We start from the raw sequence: 13,767 nt of genomic DNA, 5'->3' as shown, positions 1-13,767 counted from the left end.
GTCAGAAGAAGTATATTTTTCAGAATGACGGGAACGATAAACTACGGCGAGATTCAGTTTCTCCAGGCAAAGAAGTATTTTGAGGAGTTCGTAGATAAAAGAAGAGAAAGAATAGAAGAACTCCTGAGGCCAGAAAAAACTCCCGTTCTCTTAATGGATATAGAGGGAGTAAAAAACAAGTATCTAAAGGTTAAGTATAACTTCTCTGAGTTTAACGTTTATTACGCGGTTAAGGCGAACGACGACGAGAGCGTAATTCGTGCCCTTGCCCAGGTGGGTGCGGGCTTTGAAGTTGCCTCAATAAGGGAGCTTGAGAAGGTTCTTCGGCTTGGTGGTAAGGTTGAGAGAATAATATCAAGCAACCCAGTAAAACCCCCCGAGTTTATAGATTACGCTTACTCCGTGGGGGTGAGAACCTTTGCGGTTGATAGCTTTACCGAGGTTGATAAGATAAAGCGGATAGCTCCCCGTTCAAAGGTTTACGTGAGGATAGCTGTTCCGAACGAGGGAAGCGATTGGCCCCTCTCAAGGAAGTTCGGGGTTGACGTAAACACTGCCCTTGAGATACTTGAGTATGCAAACAACTCAGGCCTTATTCCCTACGGGATAACCTTTCACGTGGGTTCCCAGTGCAACAACCTAAGGAACTGGTTTATTGCGGTTAAGCTTTCCGCGAGTCTATGGGAGATGGCGAGGAAGAAGGGGCTGAAGCTTCAGATGCTCAATATGGGAGGAGGCATACCCGTTAGGTATAACTACGAATCCCTGAGCGTTGAAGACATAGCCTATTACGTAAAGGGTCTTATGAGGAAATACTTCCCCGTTCAGCCCTACGAGCTTCAGATTGAGCCGGGAAGGGGAATAGTGGGAGACCAGGGAATTATGATAGCGAGGGTTATAGGGAAGGCAGACAGGGGAAGGGAGAAATGGCTTTACATAGATACGGGAGTCTTTAACGGACTTGCGGAGGCCCTCGGCGGGATAAGATACCCCTTTTACATTGAGAGGGAGGGAGAGCTAAAGGAGTGGGTGATAGGGGGCGTTTCCTGTGATAGTATGGACGTAGTTGCTAAGAACGTTTACCTTCCCGAGCCCGAAGTTGGGGACTACCTTTACATCCTGTCAGCGGGAGCCTACACAACCGTTTACGCTTCCGAGTTCAACGGCTTCCCGAAACCGGAGGTTATCCCCTTCTAAACCACAAGACTCTCAAGGGCATCCTTATTGAGGATTTCTATGTATCCCCTTTCGGTGTTTATTATCCCCTGCTTCTTCCACTTGCTCATAACCCTTATCGTCGTCTCAACAGTCGTTCCCGTCATCTCCGCTATGTCCTGACGGGTTAAGGGGAGCCTTATTATAATCTTTCCGTCTTTCTTCTCTCCCGCCTTTTCCGCAAGCTCAAGCAGTAATCTCGCAATTCTTTCCTCAACCTTACCGGAAGCTATGCTTTTTAGAACCTCATAGGTGTGTAGGAGGTTGTGGGTAGCCTCGCAGGTGAGCTTTATACCTATTGCTGGATACTTTATCGCGAGGTTAATAAAGTCCTTGTTTGATATGTAGAGAAGGGTTGAGGGCAGAACGGACATCGCGGTGTACTTGAATTTAGGGACACTCTTTCCCCACTCAATCCACCCGAAGACCTCTCCCGGAAAGACGAGCCTTACGATTATATTCCTTCCGTCGGTAGTTTCCTTTATGAGCTTTACGAGTCCCTCAACCAGTATGTATATGCCCGGTTCCGCCTCCTCTTCAAAGAAGATGTACTCGTTCTTTCCATACTTCCTTACCTGTATATACTTAGCTACTTCTTTAAGCTCTTCTGGTGAGAGGTCCTCAAAGAGAGGAATCTTCTTTATTAAATCTATCTTTATATCCTCTGGAGCTTTCCCTTCACTAAAAGTTCCTTGCGCCATCCTCTTCCTCCTACAACGACAGTAGGTTCAAAAACAACGTAATCTGTGTGAAAGGGAACTTTATTCTTACCTCCGAAGGTGTGATTATCACCAATAGCCACATGAACAGTTCCCATTATCTTCTCAGCCTCAAGGAGGTTATCAGGCCTTTTGGCCTTCGGATTAGTCCCTACACCAAACTCCGCTATGAACCTTGCGTTGGGCTCCTCGTCAAAGACCTTCTCAAGCTCGTACCTGTAATCCTCAAATCCATCTATGGACTCAACAGCCCCGTCCTTAAAGGTTAATGTAATGGGATGCTTAAGCCTTCTTGTGGGTGCGTAAAGGATTACGAGCTTTCCGTAGGCGCTTTCTTCAATGGGTGCTATAAAGGCTTCTCCGGCTGGGAGATTTCCGTAAGCTCCCCTTTCCGTTAGAATACCCGTGTCGGGAATGCCCTTCCTTCCCTCTATGGAAAACTCAAGGTTTACCCCGTAAGGGCTTTTAACTTCAACGTATTCACCCTCGGTTAAAACCTCCGCAAGGTCCCTGCTCAACTTACTTACGTAGTCCCAGTCAACGTCCATGGGACCGAGGAACATCTCGGGCTCAAAGAGTGGCATAGACGCGTATCTCGTCCCAAAGTGTTCGGTAAGTATCTTCCTGTATGTTGTGTGAGTGGTTGAGAAGTGAGAAAGGGCTATAACAACGTCTGGAACACCTTCTCCGTAATCCTTCAAAATCTTAACAACTCTGTTTATATCATAGGGTTCCTTATTCAGAACCTTTTCAAGCAATCCCTCTTCCTCAAGTATCTCAACTGCCCTCTTTCCAAAGGTCTCCTCCCATAAAAATTTTGGAGGTTCCGCTCCGTGCCTTTTCGTTGAGGGGAAGATAACTCTCTTTACCTTATCGGTTATACTTCTTGCAACTCGCTCTATATCCTCCGTAAGCTCTACCAGTTCTTTCCTGTAATCGTCGGAAAATACGAGAAGTTTTTCTCCTTCTTTCAGTCCGAGATTAACCCTAAGAAGGTTCTCTATTTGCTTATCAAACATTTCTAATATAAAAATAATAACTCTAAATCAGGTTAAGGAAAGGGAACGTTAGCCCCGCCGAGTATGTATTTCAGGTCGTCGTCCACGAACATAAATCCCGCTCCCCCGAAAAATCCCCTAAGCTTATCGTTAAGGATGTCATCGCCACCTAACCTCACGTAAAAATGCCTTCCAAGATACCAGTGAATACCGAGCTGAAGGTTGGGTTTTAGGTCCTCATCCTGCGGCCTGTCCTTTCTTCCGAAGTCCCATACATCCGCAAACAGGTAATTCCGCCTTTTTATGTAGTAATCAAATCCTATACCCCCCGTGCTCTCCTTCATACCTCCCCTGAGTGTTAGAGTTCTTCCAAAAAGCTTGAAGTTCCTCGCATACTGAATTGTAAACTCTGGCTTGAACTCCTTCTTTATAACCTCACCCCCCTCTACATACTCCTCCCTGTAAACCCTTCCCCTGGAATCTCCCACAACCTCAAGGAGGTAATACTTTTTATCGTCGGGAACGAGCTTAACCGTTAATACTCCCTTTGAGTCCCCTTCCCTGTAAAGCTCTCCCCTGAGGCCTACGTAGAGGTGCGTTCTTTCCACAACCTCGCCCGCCTTACCGAGGGCCTTAACTCCTTTGCTCACATTTTGGTAAAGCTCTTCATCTTTGAGGAGTTTTCCGAGGGTTCCCCTTCCTTCCTCGAGGCTTGCGAGTATGTTATCAAGCCTTCTTGAAGCAGAACTCAGGTTTTCAGAAGTCTTTCTCAGAGATACGAGCGTTCTGTGTATATTCACCTTATTCGTCTTGACGAGAGAGTTCAGCGTTACGGATAACTCCTTAAGATTTTCCACCAAAACGGGAACATCGTCCTTAATCTTCTCCAGTGTAATGGAAAGGTTGTAGGCTATCTCTCTTATGTCTTCCCTGTTTTCCATGAGTATGCGGTCCGCATCTTCAGAGAGCTTATTAAGGCTTGCTATAAGCACGGGAAGGGCCTTGTTCAGCTGGGAGGTAAGCTCCTGAAGGTTTTTGAGTGCTACGTTTATGTTTTCCCTGTTCTGTCTTGTTAGCTCGTTTAACTGAGCTATGAGGCTGTTTAAGTTCTGAATGGTTTCCCTCAGGTTTCTCCTGTTTTCCGCAAGTATTAAGTTTAAGTTTTTTGCAACCTTTCTGAACTCTTCCGCGGTTTTTGAAAGTTCCGATATAAGTCTGTCGGTATCGCTCACAACCTCAACCTTTCTTATCCTTTCCCCTTCTTTCAGCTCTCCCGCCTCAGGAGTTCCCGGCTTTAGAGAAAGGTATTTATCCCCCATGAGCCCCAGCGTTCCTATTGATGCGGAGGCATCCCTGTAAAGCTTTATATCCTTCCTCACCTCAAATACTACCTTTACCTTTCCCCCTTCCAAATACACATCCTTTACCTTTCCCGCTCTCACTCCCGCAACCCTCACCTCCGCCCCCTTTGAAAGTCCCGCAACGTCGGTAAAGTAAACAACGTATTCCTTTGTCTCTTCCTTAAATACTGGTATCTCACCGAAGGTAAGTATTAGGAAAGCAAACGCTAACGCAACACCGACTACAAAGATGCCAAGTTTAACCTCAGTCTTCATTTAGTAATAGAATAATTAAATTCTTTATAAAATGGAAAAGGTAAGGGAGTATCTAAGGAAGATAGGGGAGTTTGAGAACCTCTCATCCGGGGAGATGTATGAGCTTATGAAGGAAATCGTTGAAAAGAGGGCAACCCCCGCCCAGATTGGTGCTCTCGTTATGGGAACGAAGATGAAGGGGGAAACCCCGGAAGAGATATCGGGAGCGGTAAAGCTCTTCAGGGAAAAGGTCGTGAAGGTCCCCCTAAAGAACCTGGAGGAGGTCGTTGATACCGCGGGAACGGGAGGGGACAAGAGCAGAACCTTTAACGTTTCCACGGTTGTCGGCTTCGTTCTGGCCGGTGCCGGGATAAAGGTCGCTAAGCACGGAAACCGCTCCGTTTCATCAAAAAGCGGAAGTGCGGACTTCCTTGAAGCCCTCGGTGCCAGGATAGACCTCCCCCCCGATAAGGTAGCAAGACTAATAGAGGAAGTGGGATTCGGCTTTATGTTTGCACCCCTATACCACCCCGCCATGAAGGAGGTAATAGGCCCAAGAAGGGAGGTAGGTGTTCGCTCAATATTCAACCTTATAGGTCCCTTAACAAATCCCGCAGGAGTAAGGAGGCAGGTTGTAGGTGTGTTTTCGGAGGAATACGTTCCGAAAATAGCGGAAGCACTCCGCTCCCTTAGAAGCATAAAGGCCTATGTAGTTCACGGAAAAGATGGACTTGATGAGGTAAGCGTATCTTCCGAAACGTTCATTGCGGAAGTTTCAAAAGATGGAGTAAAAACCTTTACCTTCTCACCCGAGGAGCTCGGACTCAAAAGGAGAAATCCCGAAGAGGTTAAGGTGAGCTCTCCCGAGGAAAGCGTTAAAGTTGCAGTTTCAGTATTGGAAGGTGAAAAGGGAGCCCCGAGGGATATGGTTCTCATAAATGCGGTTTTCGGCATTCTCGTTGCGGAAAGGACGAAAGATATCAGAGAGGCTTACGAGATGGCAAAAGAGTCAATAGACAGCGGGAGAGCCCTTGAGGTTATGAGGAGGTTTGTAGAGCTAAGCCACAAGGTATGAGGAACACCCTTTTACTCCTCTTTCTTATCGTATCCTACAACTATATCCTTTACACCTTTACCGCAAATGACCTTTCCGCAATTCCCCTATTTCCCGAGAACCCTGTTCACAGAATAATAGTCCTTTCCTTTAACATCACCCTTTACGTCGGATGGCTTTTCGGGGAGAGGAGAAAGCTCGTAACGGTCCTCGGTTATTTATTTTTCTTTCAGATAATACTCCTGAGCATACTTGAGGGAGATGTGAATGTCTTTATTTCAAATACCGTTCCCGTGATATTCACCCTCATGCTCGTCACGCTCTTTGAAAGTCCCTACGAAAGGGAAAAGAAGGAGATTGAAGAGGAAAGAAGAAAGCTCCTTGCGGAGCTTGAGGAGAATGAGAAGAAGAGAAAAGAGATTGAGGAAAAGATAGACGCCTACAGGAAGGAGATTTCTTTCCTTAAGCTCCAGCTTGAGCAGAAGGAAAAAGACCTTGAGGAGGCAAAGAGGCTAAAACAGAGCCTAAAGGAGATAGAGAGGAAGGAAGAAGAGGTAAGGAGCTTAAGGGAAAGGCTTGAAGGGCTTGAGAAAGAGCTTGAGAAACAAAGGGAAAAGGAGATAAAGCTCCTTGATGCAAACAGGAAACTTTTCCAGCTCCTTGAACTGCTCGGGAAGGAAGAGGAAAAGAAGAGGGGAAGCAAAGAGGTAAAGGAGTTAAGAAAGGAAAGGAAAAAGCTCGTTAAAGAGGTTCTTGAGCTCCAGAGCTTGCTTGACCTTTACGATAAGGAAAACAAGGAGCTCAGGCAGAAGCTGAAGGAGAACGAGAAGAAGCTTGAGGAGATGAAGAAAAATCTTGAAAAGCTTGAGCTTGAGAGGGAAAGCCTTGAAAGGGAGGCAAAGAAAAAGGAGGAGATTTACAGGGAGTTTCTCAATTTACTATTTCCGAATATCTCACTTACAGACGAAGCGGTGAGAGAGTTTATAAATCTTGACCTTGAAAGAAAAAGAATTCTCCTGAAGGAGCTCGGAAAACTTGAGAGCGGTGTGAAGCTTGAAACTCTTTCAACGGACGGAAGCGTGTATAAGCTCAAGTTTTCGGGGGGAAGGGCTTACCTTACGAGAAACGGAAAGGAGTGGAAACTCCTCGGGATACTTGATTCTGAAGAGGATAAGGACAAGGCAAGGTTTATAGCAAAGATAAGGGAAAGGGCTTAAACTAATATATTTCCTATGCTTCAAGTAAGAGTAAAACCCGGTGTAGAGGACAGGATTAGAGGGTTCTTCCCTTGGGTTTACAAGGGGGAAATAGCTTCCTTCTCAAGAAAACCGAAGAAGGGAGAGCTCGTAGTTGTAAGGGATGTTAGCGGTAAGTTTCTCGGATACGGGTATATAAACCCAGAGGTAAATATAGCAATAAGGATACTGTCCTTCAACAAGGATGAACCCATAAGCGAGGAGCTTATCAGAAAGAGAATTAAGGAGGCTTACGAATACAGAAAGAGGCTTTACATAAACAGCAACGCCTACAGACTCGTTCACTCGGAGGGAGACCTACTCCCCGGTCTAATCGTTGACGTTTACGGAAACTACCTCGCGGTTGAATTCACAACCTACGGTATGAACCAGTTCAGGGAAACGATTATAGAAACCCTCGTTGAGCTTTTAAAGCCGAAGGGTATTTACGAAAAGGTGAACGAGATAGCAAAGAGGGTTGAAGGTCTTGAGGTTGAGGAGGGGACAATATACGGCGAGGTTCCCGAGGAGGTAATTATCTGGGAGCACGACCTCAAGTATTACATAAACATACCCCAAGGTCAAAAAACGGGCTTCTTCCTTGACCAGAGAAACGCGAGGAAGTTCGTAAGGAGTCTCGTGGAGCCCGGGGACAGATGCCTTGACGTGTTCTGTCACACGGGAGGGTTTGCCCTGAATATGAAAAGGGCGGGAGCAGGCGAGGTCATAGGTGTTGATATCTCCGAGCTCGCGCTGAAAGAGGCCCAGAAGAACGCGGAACTTAATGGACTTACGGGAATAAAATGGGTGAAGGCTAACGCCTTTGATTTCCTCAGGGAGATGAGCAAGAAGGGGGAGAAGTTTGACGTGATAATCATAGACCCCCCTTCCTTTGCAAAGAACAAGGCCGCGGTCCCAAACGCGTTAAGGGGTTATAAGGAGCTATGCGTGAGGGGACTAAAACTCGCAAAGAGCGGAGGTTATCTCGCCATATTTTCCTGTTCCTTCCACATAACCGAGCAACATCTCCTTGACGTTCTCCTTCAGGCCTCTTACGACGTGAGGAGACAGGTGAGGGTTATAGCTAAAACCTTCCAGGACCTAGACCATCCCTGGATACTCCAGATGCCCAACACGTTATACTTAAAAGGAGTCTGGGTTGAGGTGATATGAGAAAGGAACACTGGGCTCTCGTATCGCTGGGGCTTAACATATTTCAGTCCCTCATAAAGCTCATAGGGGGACTCCTGACGGGCTCCCTCTCCCTAATAGGTGATGCCATACACTCCCTCTCAGACGCTACCGCCTCACTCATAGCCTTCCTATCCATAAAGTTTTCCGAGGTGAAGAACGAGCGGTTTCCCTACGGACTCTATAAGCTTGAGAATATAGGTGCGATAGTCATATCTTTCTTTCTTCTCTTTACCGCTTGGGAGATAGCTCACAGGGCACTGAAGGGGGAGATAAGCATAAACAAGGAAAACCTGCCCTTCGGTATAGGGGTTACCGTCGTATCTATGGTCGCATCAATAACACTCTCCTACTTTGAGAGAAGAGCGGGAAAGAAACTTAACTCCCCCACACTCGTGGCGGACTCTTACCACACACTCACGGACGCTTTTGCCTCACTCTTAGTTCTCACGAGCCTCGTTTCCTACTACCTCGGTGTAAACATTGAAAGGTATGTAGCGATAGCAATATCCCTTGTTATCGTTTATACCGCTTTAGAACTCCTCAAGGAACAGGTCGGGGAGATACTTGATATATCCGCGGATAAGGAAACCGTTGAGAAGATTAAAAGGATAATCCTCTCCTTCCCGGAGGTGAGCGAGATAAAGAGGCTTCTCGTGAGGAGTGCGGGGGGAAGGCTCTTCATAGATGCGGTGATAACGATAAACACAGACGACTTTTATAAGAGCCATATGATAGCGGATGAGATAGAGAGAAAGATAACGGAAGAAATACCAAACGTTGATATGGTCTTTATACATTATGAGCCCTGCTGTGAGAGAAAGGGAACGAGAGTTGCGGTTCTCACAACGGACGGAAAGGTTGCACCTTCCTTTGAGAAAACGGAGAAGATAATACTTTTCAAGGAAAAGGAAGGAGAGCCGGAGGTAATAGAAACAAAGGGAATGAGCGAGGAATGCATAGCAAAGGAGCTCACAAGGAAAGGGGTTGACCTCGTGATAAGCGGTTATCACCCGAAAAGCAATAAAGCGAAATGGATTCTCCACAGGAATAAGGTATTTGTCTGGGAAACTGAAAAGGAAAACCCCTACGAAGCCCTTGCAGAGGTTTCCCAGATAAAGGAAAGCGTGAAATGAGCTACCTCGTATGGGGACTGGGAAGGAGCGGAAAGGCCTGTGTAAAACTTTTAAAAAAGAAAGGTTATAAGGTTTACGCGGGAGACGACAAAGAAAACCCTAACCTCTGGAGGGAAGTTTTAAACGAGGTTGATACTATTGTTCTCTCCCCGGGCATTCCCCCAAGACACCCCCTCTGGAGGGAAGCTATAAAGAGAGAAAAGGAGGTTATAGGGGAGCTTGAGCTCGCATACAGGTTTTTTAAGGGAAAGGTGATAGCAATAACGGGAACCGACGGGAAATCAACTACGACGAGGTTAACCTACCTAATACTTAAGAAAAAATTTGATAAGGTTTACGAGGGGGGAAACATAGGAAAGCCATTCTCGGAGATAATACTTGAAAGCGAAGAGGGGATTGCGGTTCTTGAGGTCTCCTCCTTTCAAGGGAAAACCTTAAAAACCTTCAGGCCAAACGTGGGAGCCTTTATAAGCTTCTCAGTTGACCACCTTGACTGGCATCCCGATGAGAGGGACTACCTCCTCAGCAAATACAACATTTTTAAAAACCAGAAGGAAGAAGACATATTAATCCTGAACGATTTTATAAGGGAAATAAGGGAAACCTCTTCACGGGCGAAAAAAATTTACTACTCTTCCCTTAAACTTGAAAAGGATGGTGTTTATTTCGGAGAGTTAAAGCTCTTTAATCCCACCTTTTTAAAGATAAGGGGAACTCACAACATATATAACACAGCAACCGCCTCGCTTATAGCCCTGAATATGGGCCTAAAGCCCGAAGAGTTTGAAGATGTTTTATACAGCTTTCAAGGACTTCCCCACAGGCTTGAGTATGTGGGAAGATTAAAAGGCGTTGATATTTACAACGATTCAAAATCAACCACTCCCCACTCACTAAAGGCAGCGCTCTTAACCTTTCCTGATAAATCGGTCATTCTCATAGCGGGAGGGAAAGACAAGGGAACGGATTTCTACGAAGTCTCGGAGGTTGTTGGAAAAAAAACGAAGTTCGTTATAGCGATAGGGGAAGCGAGATTTAAGATAAAAGAAGCCTGGAAAGATTTTACAGAAGTTATAACCGCGGACAATCTTGAGGAAGCGGTAAGCAAAGCTTTCAAACTCTCAAAGAAAGGGGATACTATACTATTTTCGCCCGCCTGCTCTTCCTTTGATATGTTCAGAAACTATGAAGAAAGAGGGGAAAGATTTAAAGAGATTGTATTTAAAATGAAATTATGAGGGTAATTATTTTCTTCATTCTGTTTTTAATCTCGTGCGGTGGAGGGAGTGGAAATAACGGGGAAAATAAAGAAAAAATTAAGTGGCTTTATCAACTTCAGAATATAAATCCCTATGAAGTTGCAAACTCCGGATTTAAGATAGCGGTTATTGATTACTCAAGGGACGGAACTCCTGAAGGGGAGTTAACGAAAGAAGAGCTTAACCTTATAAAGAAAAATGGAATAATACCCCTGGCTTACATAAGCATAGGAGAAGCTGAAGATTACAGGTTTTACTGGAAGGAAGAATGGGAAAACAATCCCCCAGAATGGCTCAGCGAGGAAAATCCCGAGTGGGAAGGAAATTATGCGGTTAAATACTGGTATGATGAGTGGAAAAATATTATCTATAGATACGTTGATAAGGTAATACAGCAGGGTTTTTCAGGAATTTACCTTGATAAGGTTGACGAGTTTGAGTATTGGGCTTCCAAAGATAAAAACATTACCGAGGAAGAAACCGCAAGGAGAATGATAAGGTTCATTTTGGAAATAATAAATTATGCGAGAAGGAAAGCGGGAAAGGATTTTATTGTTATACCTCAGAACGGGGAGAGAATACTCAAGTATGACGATGGAAGTCTTGAAAATGAGGTTTCAGGCTGGGGAAGTGAAGACGTATTTTTTAACGGGTTAACATCCTGGAACGAGGAAGAACAAGAATACATAAAAAAGAAAAGAATACCCTACCTCAAGAGGCTTGTTGATAAGGGTAAAATAGTTTTGAGCGTTGAGTATATAGATGATGGAACAGGATACAGAGGAAAAAATAAGGAAAGAATAGATGAATACTTAGAAAAAGCGAAATTACACAACTTTATCCCGTATATAGCAATTTACGACAGGGAGCTTGATGAGATAAACGTAATAGAAGGAATACAGCCCTAAGAAGAGTAAAGAAAAGGAGAAAAGCGGCTTAACCGCAGGAGAATGAGCTTCCGCATCCACAGCTTCCGGTAGCGTTGGGGTTTCTTATCGTGAATCCTCCGCCCATGAAGTCAACGACGTAGTCAAGCTCAGCGTTGTTCACGTAAGGCATTGAGAAGGGGTCTATCACAACCTTAACGCCGTCGTATTCAAAAACGTGGTCTCCTTCCTCTATTGTGTCGTCAAATCCCATAGCGTACTGGAATCCAGAACACCCTCCGGGAACAACCCTAATCCTGAGAATGGGGTTCTCAATGTTGTTCTCCTTAGCAACCTTCTTAATCTCTTCTACAGCCTTGTCCGTAACCTTAAAAACAAACTGTTGTGCTTGCTCTTGCATAGCTCTTACCTCCTCCAAATTAGTTTAATCTGAGTATTAAGATATCTATTTTAACCGAGGTTATTATGACCTTCTTCATAAGAAAGGACTTTCTCTATAACCCTTAAAGCCTCAAGGGAAGCCCCCACATCCGCGTTATTCTTCCAAGCTATATCGTAAGCAGTTCCGTGGTCGGGAGAGGTTCTCACAAAGGGAAGCCCGAGCGTAAGGTTGACACCTTTGTGGAAAGCAAGAAGCTTAAAAGGTATAAGTCCCTGGTCGTGATACATGGCGAGAAAGACGTCATCCTTTCCCCTGTTTATAAAGGCGGTATCGGGGACGAGGGGGCCTTCAACCCTCAGGCCTTCCTCTTTCAGCTCCTCAACCGCCGGCTTTATTTCCTCTATCTCTTCCCTTCCGAACTCCCCTTCTTCTCCCGCGTGGGGGTTAAGGCCCAGAACCTTCACGAAGGGCTCTCTCTTGAAGAGTTTTTTATACTCCCTGTTTATGAGGTAAACCTTTTCCTTTATGCTTTCCTTTTTCACGAACCTGTGAACATCCTTGAGGGGCATATGTGTGGTCAAAAGAACGACCTTTATTTCTTCCGAGTACATCATCATGGCAAACTCTTTTGTGTTGCTCGCACGGGCTAAATACTCGGTCTGTCCCGGGAAGTCAAAGCCCGCCCTTTTTGCCCAGAACTTGTTTATAGGCATCGTTAAAATTCCCCTTATGCTTCCGCTTACAGTGTCCGCGGTTGCCCTTGCAAGGTATGCAACCGCAACCCTTCCCGATACGACGGAAGGCTCGGGAACGGGAAACTTCAAAAGGTTTAGGTCAACGAGATAAACACCGCTTTCGTTTATTTCTTTTACGCTTTCAACCTTCTTGTATGAGAGCTTTATTCCCGTAAGCTTTTGGGCCTCAATTAATGTCTTTTCCTCCCCGTATATCACGTAAGCGAAATCCTTTTTAAAGTGTCTTGATAGCTTGAGTATAAGCTCGGGTCCGACGCCTGCGGGGTCCCCGAGGGTTATGCCTATCTTCATCACTCGTAATACTCCGCTCCGCAGTTTTCCGTTTCCCATACAACAACCTTAATAACCGAGGGATACCTCTCCTTTACCTTATCGTAAAGCCATTTCGCAACGTTTTCCGCACTGGGAGAGAACTCAAAGACCTCGTTCAAGAGCTTGTAATCGGGGAGAATCTCCTTGAGATAGTTGTCTATCTCAACGAAGTCTATTCCCATTCCCCCCTTATCAAGGCTATCCGCCTTCAGGAAAACCTCAACGGTCCACGTGTGTCCGTGAAGAGGTTCGGGTTTTCCGTGGTAGTCCGTAAGATAGTGTGCCGCATTAAACTTCCTCTTTACCCTAACAATCCAAGGCATTTAGTTTATTTTAAGCAAAAGGAAGAACCTTTCATCCTCAAGGGGATACATAACCGCCTGTTTAACTCCAAAGAGTTTTTTAAGAACGTATGGGATGCCATAACCTTTATACAGGTGTCCCTTTCCCACTGTAACGATAATCCTGTGCTCCGGATAAAGAACGAGAAGCTTAAGAATTTTATAAGCCATGCCGTTGTCCCACGCTGTCTGGATATCTATAAATCTTTTCTCGTTAAATTTTTTTGAGTGTCTTTTCATATTCTCAAGGAGGAAGTTTTTATACTCCTCCGGCGGATAAACTATTTTTGGTGGAAGGTAAACGCTCCTTACGTTCTCAAGCCCCTTCTCTCTTATCTCCTTCAAGAGTTCCGAGGGTATGTTAAGGGCTATTAATTTTATTCCGTATTTATTGGCAAATCTCCATATATCCCTGTATAGCTCCTCATCAAATCCCCACCTCTTTTTATACTCGGTCTTTTCAAGCATTTCCCTTTCGCTTATCTCTCCTTCCGTGTATGCGTCCAGGTATTCCTGGAAGGGTTGCTGGAACATCTCCATGGCTATTACCAGTTTTTTCTCCCTTTTGTAAAACTCCCTTATTATCTTTAACTGGATTTCGTGAATTTCCCTGTTGTTGTGAACCTCACCTATGTATATTACTCTGTATTTGAGAAGCTCATTCAGGAGTTTATCAAAATTTATTTCT

Annotated in this window: 14 protein-coding genes; 7 read left to right on the top strand and 7 right to left on the bottom strand. The window is 45.1% G+C overall.

What is annotated here, in order from left to right:
* The first annotated feature begins 24 nt into the window (after window positions 1–24).
* The gene (locus tag ACYQZ0_RS03380; RefSeq protein ID WP_459775168.1) at window positions 25–1,197 is read left to right on the top strand and encodes a type III PLP-dependent enzyme; all 1,173 of its coding nucleotides are present in this window, start codon (window positions 25–27) and stop codon (window positions 1,195–1,197) included.
* Here the strand turns inward: ACYQZ0_RS03380 and ACYQZ0_RS03375 are convergent.
* From ACYQZ0_RS03375 to ACYQZ0_RS03365, 3 genes are read right to left on the bottom strand one after another with little or no spacing between them, the layout of a single operon-like run.
* Window positions 1,194–1,916, bottom strand: a complete 723-nt coding sequence (locus ACYQZ0_RS03375) for a Crp/Fnr family transcriptional regulator (protein WP_459775166.1) — start codon at window positions 1,914–1,916, stop codon at window positions 1,194–1,196. The two genes, ACYQZ0_RS03380 and ACYQZ0_RS03375, sit on opposite strands and share 4 nt — an antisense overlap.
* Complete coding sequence (locus ACYQZ0_RS03370; RefSeq protein WP_459775165.1) at window positions 1,871–2,953, bottom strand: aminopeptidase; 1,083 nt, start codon at window positions 2,951–2,953, stop codon at window positions 1,871–1,873. Before ACYQZ0_RS03370 ends, ACYQZ0_RS03375 begins: the two co-directional genes overlap by 46 nt.
* A 32-nt stretch (window positions 2,954–2,985) precedes the next feature.
* Window positions 2,986–4,548 (bottom strand): MlaD family protein, encoded by a 1,563-nt coding sequence (locus ACYQZ0_RS03365; RefSeq protein WP_459775163.1) that lies wholly within the window; start codon window positions 4,546–4,548, stop codon window positions 2,986–2,988.
* A gap of 31 nt (window positions 4,549–4,579) precedes the next feature.
* Between ACYQZ0_RS03365 and trpD the strand changes: the two genes are divergently transcribed.
* From trpD to ACYQZ0_RS03335, 6 genes are read left to right on the top strand one after another with little or no spacing between them, the layout of a single operon-like run.
* The gene (gene trpD / locus ACYQZ0_RS03360; protein WP_459775162.1) at window positions 4,580–5,602 is read left to right on the top strand and encodes an anthranilate phosphoribosyltransferase; all 1,023 of its coding nucleotides are present in this window, start codon (window positions 4,580–4,582) and stop codon (window positions 5,600–5,602) included.
* Complete coding sequence (locus ACYQZ0_RS03355; RefSeq protein WP_459775160.1) at window positions 5,599–6,798, top strand: coiled-coil domain-containing protein; 1,200 nt, start codon at window positions 5,599–5,601, stop codon at window positions 6,796–6,798. The genes trpD and ACYQZ0_RS03355 overlap by 4 nt, the downstream gene beginning before the upstream one ends.
* A 15-nt stretch (window positions 6,799–6,813) precedes the next feature.
* A complete protein-coding gene (locus ACYQZ0_RS03350; RefSeq protein ID WP_459775159.1) occupies window positions 6,814–7,989 on the top strand; it encodes a class I SAM-dependent rRNA methyltransferase in 1,176 nt (391 codons plus the stop codon).
* Window positions 7,986–9,143, top strand: a complete 1,158-nt coding sequence (locus ACYQZ0_RS03345) for a cation diffusion facilitator family transporter (protein ID WP_459775157.1) — start codon at window positions 7,986–7,988, stop codon at window positions 9,141–9,143. The genes ACYQZ0_RS03350 and ACYQZ0_RS03345 overlap by 4 nt, the downstream gene beginning before the upstream one ends.
* A complete protein-coding gene (gene murD, locus ACYQZ0_RS03340) occupies window positions 9,140–10,381 on the top strand; it encodes a UDP-N-acetylmuramoyl-L-alanine--D-glutamate ligase (RefSeq protein ID WP_459775155.1) in 1,242 nt (413 codons plus the stop codon). The genes ACYQZ0_RS03345 and murD overlap by 4 nt, the downstream gene beginning before the upstream one ends.
* Window positions 10,378–11,310: an MJ1477/TM1410 family putative glycoside hydrolase gene (locus ACYQZ0_RS03335; RefSeq protein WP_459775153.1), complete on the top strand. Its 933-nt coding sequence runs from the start codon at window positions 10,378–10,380 to the stop codon at window positions 11,308–11,310. Before murD ends, ACYQZ0_RS03335 begins: the two co-directional genes overlap by 4 nt.
* Window positions 11,311–11,338: 28 nt before the next feature.
* Here ACYQZ0_RS03335 and erpA read toward each other — a convergent pair whose 3' ends face one another.
* From erpA to ACYQZ0_RS03315, 4 genes are read right to left on the bottom strand one after another with little or no spacing between them, the layout of a single operon-like run.
* Window positions 11,339–11,689, bottom strand: coding sequence for an iron-sulfur cluster insertion protein ErpA (erpA, locus tag ACYQZ0_RS03330; RefSeq protein WP_459775152.1), 351 nt, complete (start codon window positions 11,687–11,689; stop codon window positions 11,339–11,341).
* A gap of 50 nt (window positions 11,690–11,739) precedes the next feature.
* Window positions 11,740–12,717 (bottom strand): 4-hydroxythreonine-4-phosphate dehydrogenase PdxA, encoded by a 978-nt coding sequence (pdxA, locus tag ACYQZ0_RS03325; RefSeq protein WP_459775150.1) that lies wholly within the window; start codon window positions 12,715–12,717, stop codon window positions 11,740–11,742.
* Complete coding sequence (locus ACYQZ0_RS03320; RefSeq protein WP_459775148.1) at window positions 12,717–13,061, bottom strand: 6-pyruvoyl trahydropterin synthase family protein; 345 nt, start codon at window positions 13,059–13,061, stop codon at window positions 12,717–12,719. The genes pdxA and ACYQZ0_RS03320 overlap by 1 nt, the downstream gene beginning before the upstream one ends.
* A complete protein-coding gene (locus ACYQZ0_RS03315; protein WP_459775224.1) occupies window positions 13,062–13,745 on the bottom strand; it encodes a ChaN family lipoprotein in 684 nt (227 codons plus the stop codon). It abuts the gene before it with no gap.
* Window positions 13,746–13,767 lie beyond the last annotated feature (22 nt).

The sequence above is a fragment of the Aquifex pyrophilus genome, from assembly GCF_054656935.1.
This window is presented reverse-complemented; position numbering and strand designations above follow the sequence as displayed.